This window comes from Sphaerotilus uruguayifluvii (genome assembly GCF_013294065.1).
GTDB classification, from domain to species: domain Bacteria; phylum Pseudomonadota; class Gammaproteobacteria; order Burkholderiales; family Burkholderiaceae_C; genus Sphaerotilus; species Sphaerotilus uruguayifluvii.
The window spans coordinates 1-1193 of the sequence record NZ_JABSNM010000046.1 but is presented as its reverse complement, the minus strand read 5'-3'; the positions used below and the strand labels follow the sequence as shown (position 1 = coordinate 1193).

Annotated in this window: 1 protein-coding gene; it reads left to right on the top strand. The window is 65.5% G+C overall.

What is annotated here, in order from left to right; translation table 11 throughout:
- Nucleotides 1-210: 210 nt before the first annotated feature.
- Nucleotides 211-1173: an IS110 family RNA-guided transposase gene (locus HNQ01_RS22110; RefSeq protein ID WP_173807664.1), complete on the top strand. Its 963-nt coding sequence runs from the start codon at nucleotides 211-213 to the stop codon at nucleotides 1171-1173.
- Nucleotides 1174-1193 lie beyond the last annotated feature (20 nt).

The following is a 1193-nucleotide window of genomic DNA, read 5'->3' as shown; positions in this document are numbered from 1 at the left end:
GCTTGTATGTTTCAGACCAGACCAGCGCGGTAGAGTCTGAACGCCGTTGAGGCGGCCAGACCGGACCGTGCAGCCTGGTGGCGGCTTGGGCCTTGAAGCCCGTGACTGAGTCGATGGCGCACGATCACCGTGCTGGTCAACCCGAAGCCCGAACGGTTACGCGCACCGGCCTTGCCGAGAGCGCATGCACAAGCAAGGGATCTGTTGACCATGTCTGCTTCCTCAGTGGTGGTGGGCATCGACGTGGCCAAGGCGCACGTCGATGTCGCGGTGTTGGGCGTGCAGTTCGGCGCCCGACGTTTTGACAACGATGCCGATGGGCATTCGGCGTTGGCAGCCACTTTGCAGCCGCTGGGTGTGGCGCTGGTGGTGATGGAGGCCACCGGCGGCTACGAGGCTGCGCTGGCCTGCGCGCTGCAGGCGGCGGGTCTGCCTGTGGCGGTGGTCAACCCACGCCAGGCGCGTGACTTCGCCAAGTCCATGGGCCGCCTGGCCAAGACCGACGCCATCGACGCGCGCATGCTCGCCGAGTTCGCCAGCGTGCTGGTGCGTCGCGACGACCTCGCCAAGCTGCTGCGCCCGCTGACCGACCTCGATCAGCAGGTGCTGGCCGCCCTGGTCACGCGCAGGCGCCAGTTGCTGACCATGCTGCTGTCCGAGCGCCAGCGCCTGCAGTTGGCCATTGCGGCGGTACGCCCAGGCATCGAAGCCATGATCGAGGCGATCCGCAAGCAGCTCGACGACGTCGAGGCACAGATGGTCAAACACGTCCAGGAGCACTACATCGAGTTGGACAAGCTGCTGCGCTCGGCCAAAGGCGTCGGTCCGGTGGCCAGCGCCACCCTGATCGCTGAGTTGCCCGAGTTGGGCAAGCTCAATCGACGCGAGGTCGCAGCCCTGGTCGGCGTGGCCCCCATGGCCAACGATTCGGGAAACTCCAAAGGCCGAAGACGGGTGGTCGGCGGACGCTTCGAGATGCGCCGCGTGCTCTACATGGCCACGCTGACTGCCGCGCGCCACAACCCCGCCATCAAGGCCTTCTACGACCGCCTCAAGGCCGCTGGCAAGCTGCCCAAGGTGGCGTTGGTGGCCTGCATGCGCAAGCTCGTGACCATGCTCAACGCCATGGTCAAAACCAACAAACCTTGGGACACATCGCTTCACGGCGCTTGACTCGAAAGACGGTTACTCAG